Raw genomic sequence first — 9,094 nt, forward strand, 5'->3', positions numbered from 1 at the left:
GGGCAGCCGTCGCCGTCCGGTATTCGTAGGCCTTGCAGCGATATGGGTAGTTCTACGGACCCGCGCCCGCGTCGAGCCAGAGCCGGGTCAGTTCCGCCGCCGAGGTCGTTCCGGCCTTGGCCCCGATGGCCGAGCGATGGCTGTCCACGGTGCGGGGCGACAGTGACAGCGCGTCGGCGATCTGGCGTGTGGTCAGGCCCTTCGCGACCATTTCCAGAACCTCGGCTTCGCGTTCGGTCAGTTGCGTCAGTATCTGCCGCGCCTCGTTCGTCTCCGACACCTGCTGGCACCGGCTATCAAGCTCCGCGTGGCCCTTCTGGATCGCGTCGATCAAATCCTGCTCGTCCACCGGCTTCGACAGGAAGTCGATAGCCCCATTGCGAAAGGCGAGACGGCAGGCCTCGATGTCGCCATGTCCCGAAATGATGATCGTCGGCCAGTCCACGCCTCGTTCGGTCAGTTGCTCCTGCAATTTCAACCCGGAAATTTGCGGCATCCTGATATCGAGGATCAGGCAACCCGGATCGAGCTTTTCGAGCGCGACCAGGAAACTGCCCGGTGCCCCAAAGCTGCGCACATCAAGGCCGACGGTGCGCAGAAGCAGCGACAACCCCTCGCGCACGGCATCGTCGTCATCGACCAGATAGACTGGCAGGTTCATTCAGCGGCCTCCCGTTTTTCTGCAGTTGCGCCCGGCAGCCAGAGCCGAAACACGGTTTCCCCTCGCTTTTCGACCAGCGTCAGGTCGCCGCCCATGCGGTCCGTCAATCGCTGGCAGAGCGCCAGCCCCAGCCCCGTTCCGTCAGGCTTGCCGGTCACGAAGGGCTCGAACAGCCGGTCCCGGATATTTTCGGGAACGCCCGGCCCGCTGTCGGCGATCTCGACGACGATGCCGGTTTCCATCAGGTCGCTCGTTATCCGAACCCGCCGTTCGGAACTGTCCGTCGCGGCGTCCACGGCATTGCGGGCGAGGTTAAAGACGATCTGTTCCAGCGCGATCCGGTCGAGACGCAGCACGACATCGCGGGTGGTGGAAAGATTGGTTGTCAGCTTCACGCCCTCCTTTTCGACCTCGCGCCGCAACAGAGCCTCGACATTGCCTATCGCTTCGTTGATCGGCACTTCTTCGATCCGTTCGGATTGCGGACGGGTCCAGTCGCGCAGCCGGTCGAGGATTGCAGCCGCGCGTTTGGCTTGTTCCACGACGCGCCCGAAGCTGGTTTCAGAACCGTCGACGTCCCCCCGCCGCGCCAGATGCCGCCCCGCTTGCGCCTGCGAGAGAATGGCGGTCAGAGGCTGCGTCAGTTCGTGGGCCATGCCGCTGGCCATCTCGCCCAGGGCATTGACGCGCGAGGCATGGGCCAGCCGCGCATCGTCCGCGCTGAGTCGCGCCTCGCGTTCGGCCCGGCGCGTGCGCACGCGCTGGCGCAGCCCGAGGACGGCCAGCAGGTAGAGCAACGTCATCGCTGCGACGACCGCCAGCACACGGCCAGGAGGCAGAAGGTCGGTCAAGCGAGGCGCAATCCCGGCGTTGAGTATCAAGGGTTGCGATATGCTGCCGAGCGCCTTGCTGAACTGCATTTCCACATCGCCCGGCCCGGTGTCGAAAAGCACCGTTCCATTCGGTAAGCTCAGGCTGCGCGCCACGGAAGATCGCGTCCAAAAATCGGCATCCGTTTCAAGCAGACGATCCGCATCGACCGTGAGCGCCAGTCCAAACCGGGCCGCATCGGTATTGGGGCTGCGCTTGACAACGAGGTAACGGTCGTTTGCCTCCGGCGCCGACCGCAGGACCAGCTCGCCCTCGGATGCTTCCGCGCTTGCAACAATCGTTTCGGCCAGTGCATCGGGCAGGCCGGGCCGCGTCGTGACGTAACGGACGGGACGGTCCAGCGGCACGAGATCGACGGCCACGATCCGGGGATAGAACCTCTGGATAGTCGCCGCGACGTCAAGGAACAAGTCCTGCCTCTCGGCCTCTCCGGCCACGGCGAGTGCCGAGAGCGACGTCAGATGCGCATCGTGCTGATCCGCCCGCTGCGAGGCCAAGCGGTGTAGGATCGCGGCCTCGGTCTGCAATTCCGAGAAGAGACGCTGACGTTCGAGGGCGGCCATGACGACCATGGTCACGACGAGAAGTCCGAGCCACCCGAAAAGGACTATCGACCGTCCTGCACCCTGCAATCGTTTCACGCTCAATTTGTACTTCCTTGTTCCACAAGGGCAAATATATCCGAATATTACTGCTGCTGCATTGCAAAAGGCTCGTTGTCACAACCTATCCAATTTCACGTCGCAACACCGCTTCAACGAAAGCTGCCCTTCGTACACAATGCAGCATTGGTCGAAACGGGCTCACTGCCGACCTTGGAGGCATTGCAGCATCTTGTGCTATGCTGGCTTGATCAACGTCGGGTTGTCGATGTGGGTGGGCGTGGCGGATTTGAGGACCAGTCATGCAAACACCAAACTTACCTGCCATGCGGGCGCTTCGCCCCGCCTGGAACAATGGGCGCATCGTCGGTCAGAAGCGACCTCTCAAACTGAAACACGTCTGGGCGATAAGGGTTCGACTTGAACTGGCCGATACCAAGCTGCATGCCGTCACCGATGTGCGTGGGCGGCCCATACGGTTCTTTATGACGGCTGGTCAGGTCAGCGACTACACTGGAGCGAGGGCATTACTGAGCAGTCTTCCGACCGCGGACTGGCTCCTGGGGGACCGGGGATATGACGCGGATTGGTTCCGCGAAGGCCTTATAGACAAGAAGATAACGCCCTGCATCCCCGGTCGAAAGTCACGCGACAAGCCCGTCAAATACCCCTCTCGGGACATTGCTGCGCAATACCCTGCCGGGCAGCGGACCAGCGCCGCTACCAAAAGCGCAACCGAATCGAAATCATGTTCGGACGTCTAAAGGACTGGCGGCGCGTCGCCACGCGCTATGACCGAAGCCCCAAGGTCTTCCTTTCTGCCATCGCTCTCGCCGCAACCGTAATCTTTTGGTTATGAGTCCAGAGCCTAGGCAGCGGGAGCCAGAAACTAAAATTTATTCTGCCTGCATCAAATTCATACTTTTCATGGCGCCACTCTGACAGGGAGGTCTTGGCTGGTTTGAAGATCGTTCTTCACCAAGCGAACCGCCGATCATTGGAGCAGACATTCAACTTTGAGGATTACGCTGTAGCCAATCATCGATCATTCTTCTGATTTGCTCTGGTCGCGTCGGCGGATCGCTTTCTTTTCGCCGCGCTAAATCGATCTGATCAATTGTTTCTTGTGACAGTCTTACGTTGATTGACATTGTATCTAATTTCGGTCGGCCCATCTTTGCCACAAATATCTCCTTGACTAAATGGTACCAGTGAACCATATTGTTCGCATGGGTAGAGAGTGGTCGCTCTCACACCCATGCTAACCACAACGATCCTATGGAGATCATCATGGATAACACCGTTCCTACCACGCCATTTGGCGTGTCTCAAACCCCGAATGAAGCGCTGGATTTGTCTGTGGCGAACGCCGCTGGCCTTTTGGCGTTTGATCGCTGCGTGGCGCTGACGCGCGCTGCGATCGCGGCGGAGGCCTGCGCGGATGCGGCCAATCAGGATCCCGCACTGGCGGGTTGCGACCAGGCCGCTGCCGATGCCTGGGCGATGGCCGACGAAGCGCTCTGGCAGTTCCGCTCCGACAGGTCTGTGACCCTGTGTGACGTGAAGTATGCGGCTTGGGTGCTTCTGCTGATGCTCGAAGATGACGGACAAGGCCTCGACACCTTGGCGCAGCGTGCGCAAAGTCTGCGGTATCGGGCCAAGAAGTTCGCCCGCAGCCCTCTGACCGTCGAGCAGGTCTCAGCACCGCGCATGGTCGTGGCCGCCAATCTGGTCGATGAGATCATCGCGACTGCTCAAGAAGACCATGTTGCAATCGAGGCGATACGCACAACGCCGGTTGTGAGCACCGATCTTGGTCTGTCATCGCCCCGTGATCCGCGATGCGAAGAGGTCGAAGAGATCGACGAGGATTTGGACGTCAGTCCCGTCTGACCTGCCCCCATCCCGATCTGAGCGACTGCGGCATCCGCGCTTTCGGATGCCGCCGGTCCGCCTTTGCCTGCAGTTCATCCCCATTCAGGAGGTGCGTTCCATGAACGTCCATTCCCCAAACGTCCCATCCCCATCCTCTGCGTCCGACACATTCATTATCGACGGCGTCCCCTACCCTGCCCTCGCCAAGCCGCTCCAGCCGAACTGGATCGCGGCGGCCGCGCGCGCGGGCTTCGATCTGATCGGCCGCGCCCGTGACGCCAACCATGGCGTGTTGCGCTGTCGCACCTGCGCTACCGACGCGCTGGTGCGGATCAGTGTCATTCGTGACGCGACCCCACTGTGCCACGCCTGCATCCACGATCGGCGGTCACGCGCAGCCAAGGCTATTGGCGCAGAGCTGATCGCCAAGTGTCCGGACCACCGGCACTACGGCCTGTTCCGCCTGCCCTGCGGCCATGTCGTGCGGCGGCAATACACCCGCGTGGAAGCCGCTGCAGACGGCGGTCATGCCCTTGGGTGCGAAGACTGCCGCGCCGCACGCGATGATGAGGCGGCGCGCGACTTTGGCTGGGCGCTGGTCGGTCCTGCCACAAGCGGACGCGCAGGATATCGCGACTACCGCCACCAGTGCGGTCATGTGCAATCCATCAGTGTGGGCAACATGCGCTGGGGGGACTGCACCTGTGCGGCCTGCGGTGAGGGCTGGGCGGCCAAGCCGTCGTTCATCTACCTGTTCCGGATCGACCTGCCGGGGATGTCGGTCCTGAAGCTGGGCTATTCCGCCCGTCCGGCTAAACGGCTGCGCCACCAGCTGGGTCTGAACCGCAGCGTGTCGTCCGAAGTGATCCGCGTGCTGGCGCTCTCCTCCGGCAATCTCGCCGTTCGTGAAGAGAAGGCCTGTCATCGTTACATGCGCGACGCCCATCCCGAATTGGTTTTGCCCAAGCGCGTGTTCGGCGACGCGATCAATACCAAAGGCGAGATCTATCATCTGCGGGCAGAACCCTTGCTGCACGCGCTGATCGATGGCGTCACGGCGCGATCCCGTTCCGCTGCGAACATCGCGCAGATATCTACCGCGCTGCGGGCGACGGCCACATAGCGCCACAGGCACAGCGACCAACGCCACCGTCCCGCCCGCACCATCTGGCGTGACGGCAGTCTGCGACGGCACCTGCCTGATCTTGGACACCGTCACGGACCGCTGGCCCACCACTCCTCACCTGCCACGCCTTCTCACCCTCGCCATTCACCGGTTGCCCCTTCGCGCACCGAGTTCTCCGCTCGTTCCAACAGACTGGATATCGCCATGACACATTCGAACACCAATACCGCTCCTAAGCTTCCGCAAACTTCAACCGCACAGACCCGAGTTGCCGCCACCGCCGCCGCACCCGCGTGGCATCCATTGGCAGACGCGGCCCTGTTGCGCCTCTATCCCGACCGCCCACGCGGGTTGCGCATCGGAGAGATCCTGCGCGGGTTCGGCGGTTCAGACGCGCAAGCCGATGTGGACGCTTACATCGATGCCCCCTTGTTCGCCGAGGCTGGTGCTGAAGATCATGATGATGATCCACCGCAGGACAGTGAGGCGTCACACGCCACCGCTGCTGGCACAACGGCCGCCGAGGCATTGAGCGCGTGGGAGATCGCGGAAGGTCTCAATGGATATTTTGATCTGGACAACACGGAAGACGACATGCCCATGTCCAGCGGGACGCCTGCGGCCGATGCCATGAGTTCCGCTGAGATCACCGCAGCCCTGACCGCAGGCGATGATCCATGGGCCACCGACAGCGTCACCCGGAACTGTCGCCCGCCCTACCCGGTCGCGGCCAGCACCGTGCTGGCCCTTGCGCAACTGGCCAAGACCTTTGGCGATCAGTTAGCAGTCAATGCGCTGCTGACCGACGGAGCCGCCACCGTGCTGATCTGCGACAGCACGGCCGAGGCGCAGCGCCTCAAAGACGCGCTGATGAAAGGGTTTCGCGCCAAGGGATCGCCCCACGGTCAACCGCCGTCGATGACCCCGCTCCGCCCCGAGGTCATCGTCCTTGATACGCGCACACCGTCCACAATCTCACTCGAACTGGCCCGCGCCGAGGACAAGCTGGCAGACCCCGCTCCGCTGGTCATCCTCGTTCCACCGGATCCGGAGCTGCCAGGCACGCTGTCGCTGCTTCCCGTCGTTCACATCGCCCGGCCCTGCACCCAGACGCTGGCCTGGACCCTGCGCCTGACCCACAGCGCCACCGGACAGATGGCCGAAGGTGCGGTGTGCGCGGCCCTGCCCGCTGATGCCGCCCTGGCAGCGCTGCAGATGAGCACCGTCGACCTCGCCTTGCGCCAACCCAGCCCGTTGCGTGTCGCGCGCAAGCTGGCAGAGCTGGCCCAACCCAAGACGATCGTCGCCGACGACGGACCGACGCTCGACGATCTGCCGGGTCTTGGTGAGGCAGGCCAAACTCTGCGCCAGATCGCCACCGATCTCAATGCCTACCGGGCGGGCACCCTGCCGTGGTCGGACGTCGCCAATGGCGTGCTGCTGACGGGCGCACCCGGCACCGGCAAAACCTTTGCTGCCGCGGCCCTTGCGCGTGCCGCTGGCGTTCCGCTGATTGCCACCTCATTGGGTGACTGGCAGACGGCAGATACCGGTCGCGGACACGAGATGATGCGCGCCATCGCCAAAAGCTTTGAGACCGCCATCGCCGCCGCATCCGGCCCGGCCAAGGGGGCCGTGCTGTTCATCGACGAGGTTGACGCCATCCCCTCACGCGAAGGACCCCCGGATCACAATTCGAACTATTACCGGAATGTCACCAACATGCTGCTGGGGCGGCTTGACGGGGCCATTGCGCGCGACGGCGTGATCGTCATCGGGGCCACCAACCATCCCGAACTGCTCGACACGGCAATGGTCCGCCACGGTCGGCTGGGGCTGCGCATCGACATGCAGCACCCCACGACCGCCGATCTGCCGGATGTGCTGCGCTATCATCTGCGCAATGATCTGCCGGACGCCGACCTGATCACCATCGCGCGCGCAGCCGCCGGTGCCACGATGGCGGATATCAAGGGGCTGGTGCAACGCGCACGCCAGACCGCCCGTGCCAATGGCCGCGATCTGGCGGTCAGTGATCTGATGACCGCCCTGCGGGATCAGCGCCCGCCGGTGCCTCAGGCGCTGCGTGCGCGTGTCGCCGTCGCCTGTGCCGCCAAGGCCGTCACAGCCCAGATCACCGGATACGCCCGCCCCGACCGGATCAGCCTGACAGTGGCACGGGAGGTCACGGCGCAAGTCGTGCTGACCCCGCTGCCGAATGCGCGCAGGCCGACCGACATTCAGCGCGAAATGACCACCCTGCTGGCCGGACGTGCCGCCGAAGAGGTGATCATCGGGTCCGTGTCCGGTCGCAGCGGCGGCGACGCGGCATCCGATCTGGCACGCGCCACCCGCCTGGCGATCGCTGCCGAGCTCAGCTTTGGCCGTGGGCCGGGTCTGATCTGGTGCAGCGCGGACGCAGACCCGGCCACGCTCTTTGCCCGGCACCGTGGGCTGCGTGACCGCACCACCCGCCGTCTCGACGCTACCTACGCCCGCGCCTGCGATCTCGTCCGCGCACACCGCGCCCTGATCGAAGTGCTGGCCGGGGATCTGCTGGTCGATGGCGTCGTCGAAGGTGAGGCACTGCGCGATGTGATGGAAGTCAGTGCACCGGAAAGCGACGGTGACGGTGACGACGATACGGCGGGGTTCTGGCCGGGGATGTAACCGATGCGCAAAGCCTGGCATGGGCGGCGGTGGTCGTCGCCCGTGCCAATCACAAGTCACTCCATCTCCAGCTTGCCCACGCCCGTCGCCAAATATCTCTCTCTACATCCCGTGATCTGTATCAGGACCGTAATCCGCCGGCTCTTCATCCGGGAGTTCGCCAGTCTCCGGCAAGCGATAAGGTGCTACGCCTGATGCCGCAGCCATCCACTCGGCCTGCGGCGCGATCCGTTGCACTTCGCGCAATAGCGCTTCATCCGAGGTGTCGTTGACAGAACACGCCAAGACGATCTTGTCGGAAAGCAGTCCGGCCAAAATCTCCCGCGCATGCGCGCCAATGGCTCCCCCGACCGATATATAAAGCGTATCATCGCGATCTTCGTCCTGCGCCATTTGAAAAGCCTCACTCGCATAGTTCGTCACGACAGCACGCTGAGCCGTTGCTGCATCGCCCAAGATCCAAGCCGTCCGCTGACCGCCAGCCGCAAATCCTGTGCCCGCATCTGCCTCACTGCTCTCAAATGCCACCTCGAACCCGACAACGTTGTCGGCAGCATCGCGGTGCGCGAAGAGAACCTCGCCAGTAGCGGTCAAGCGGGTATTCCGGAGATGTTTGTCGGGCAACTCAGCCATTGAGTCGTCATCGCCCTGTCCTGTCGCGCCTCGCTCCTGCAACGCGATCGCAAGCCACATCTGCCGACACGCTGTGTGGTCAGGCAGGACGGATTGTGATGGGTGCGCGACAGACATGAGCGAGGTTTTATCCCGTAGCCAGCGCCGAGCTGCACGAACCCGGCGGTGGAGACCAGAGAGCGGCGGGATCGGAATTTCTGGCGTGACAGCCCGTTGCTCTTTCAGTGTCCGGCGCTCGTCATCATGATGCAGTTGCAAGCCTTGTCGCAATGCTTGCGCAAACGGCGTTCTGCTGCGGCCCAGCAAAGCGCGCAATCTTCCGGCCTCCTCACGCTGTGCATTGGCCAGAGCCTGCTTTCGCCGTTTGAATTGGGCTGCCGCACCCCGCGCCGACTGCTGCAGGTCGTCAATGTTCACCTCGACCTGCCATGGCGTGTCAGGAATAACTGGAAGCCTCGAACGCGCGTCGGCTCGCGGCATACCCTCGCCCACATCCACGGGCGCATCTGGCGCATTCGTCACGACCAAACCGGCCTCGCGCGCGAGCTGCACAGCTATCTGACAGAACGCCTCGGATCCGGTAATCTTGCAACGGTCCCATCCTTTGGCTGCCGCAAGCGCAATCATCAGTTTGGC

At 63.2% G+C, this 9,094-nt stretch carries 6 protein-coding genes and 1 pseudogene; 4 read left to right on the forward strand and 3 right to left on the reverse strand.

The features are described from left to right. Positions 1-52: 52 nt before the first annotated feature. Both BMX27_RS16085 and BMX27_RS16090 read right to left on the reverse strand, forming a co-directional pair. Positions 53-661: a response regulator transcription factor gene (locus BMX27_RS16085; RefSeq protein ID WP_090161381.1), complete on the reverse strand. Its 609-nt coding sequence runs from the start codon at positions 659-661 to the stop codon at positions 53-55. Next, the gene (locus BMX27_RS16090) at positions 658-2,193 is read right to left on the reverse strand and encodes a sensor histidine kinase (RefSeq protein WP_256212601.1); all 1,536 of its coding nucleotides are present in this window, start codon (positions 2,191-2,193) and stop codon (positions 658-660) included. The genes BMX27_RS16085 and BMX27_RS16090 overlap by 4 nt, the downstream gene beginning before the upstream one ends. 263 nt (positions 2,194-2,456) lie before the next feature. Between BMX27_RS16090 and BMX27_RS16095 the strand changes: the two are divergent. The 4 genes and pseudogenes from BMX27_RS16095 (at position 2,457) to BMX27_RS16110 (ending at position 7,825) form a co-directional block, all read left to right on the forward strand. Then, positions 2,457-3,013, forward strand: a pseudogene (locus BMX27_RS16095) (IS5 family transposase). A 419-nt stretch (positions 3,014-3,432) separates the two neighbouring features. Beyond that, the gene (locus tag BMX27_RS16100; RefSeq protein WP_090161386.1) at positions 3,433-4,047 is read left to right on the forward strand and encodes a hypothetical protein; all 615 of its coding nucleotides are present in this window, start codon (positions 3,433-3,435) and stop codon (positions 4,045-4,047) included. Between the two features lie 100 nt (positions 4,048-4,147). After that, the gene (locus BMX27_RS16105; RefSeq protein ID WP_090161389.1) at positions 4,148-5,152 is read left to right on the forward strand and encodes a GIY-YIG nuclease family protein; all 1,005 of its coding nucleotides are present in this window, start codon (positions 4,148-4,150) and stop codon (positions 5,150-5,152) included. Positions 5,153-5,359: 207 nt separating this feature from the next. After that, positions 5,360-7,825, forward strand: coding sequence for an AAA family ATPase (locus BMX27_RS16110; RefSeq protein WP_090161392.1), 2,466 nt, complete (start codon positions 5,360-5,362; stop codon positions 7,823-7,825). Between the two features lie 102 nt (positions 7,826-7,927). On the opposite strand, the gene BMX27_RS16940 is transcribed toward BMX27_RS16110, so the two are convergent. Continuing rightward, positions 7,928-9,094, reverse strand: a 1,167-nt coding sequence (locus BMX27_RS16940) for an LPD7 domain-containing protein (RefSeq protein ID WP_177172767.1), incomplete at its 5' end; no start/stop codon positions are given.

It is taken from the genome of Loktanella sp. DSM 29012, from assembly GCF_900110705.1.
GTDB classification, from domain to species: domain Bacteria; phylum Pseudomonadota; class Alphaproteobacteria; order Rhodobacterales; family Rhodobacteraceae; genus Loktanella; species Loktanella gaetbuli.